The organism is Streptomyces sp. BE20, from assembly GCF_036322525.1.
Taxonomy (GTDB): domain Bacteria; phylum Actinomycetota; class Actinomycetes; order Streptomycetales; family Streptomycetaceae; genus Kitasatospora.
Window position 1 is genome coordinate 1 of the sequence record NZ_JAQYWW010000312.1, and the last position, 313, is coordinate 313.

Annotated in this window: 1 protein-coding gene; it reads right to left on the bottom strand. The window is 34.8% G+C overall.

Annotated elements, in window-relative coordinates; all coding sequences use genetic code 11:
* Positions 1–271 (bottom strand): hypothetical protein (locus PUR61_RS45095; RefSeq protein ID WP_329874873.1); only part of this gene is annotated, 271 nt, incomplete at its 3' end.
* Positions 272–313 lie beyond the last annotated feature (42 nt).

Genomic DNA, 313 nt, shown 5'->3' on the forward strand with positions numbered 1-313 from the left:
GCCCCCCCAAAAAACCAACAAAAAACCCAAAAACACCCACCCAAAAAAAAAAAAAACACAAAAAAAAACCAAAAAAAAAAAAAAACCAAAAAAAAAAAACACAAAAAAAAAAAAAAACAAAAAAAAAAACACACCCCCAAAAAAAAACCAAAACCAACAAAAAAAAAACAACAAACCACAACAAACAAAAAAAACAACAAAAACCAAAAAAACACAAAACACAACCACCACCACACCCAAAAACCCCCCACACCCACACCCACAACCACACCCCCCCCAACCACACAAACCAACACAACCCAAACCCCAAAAC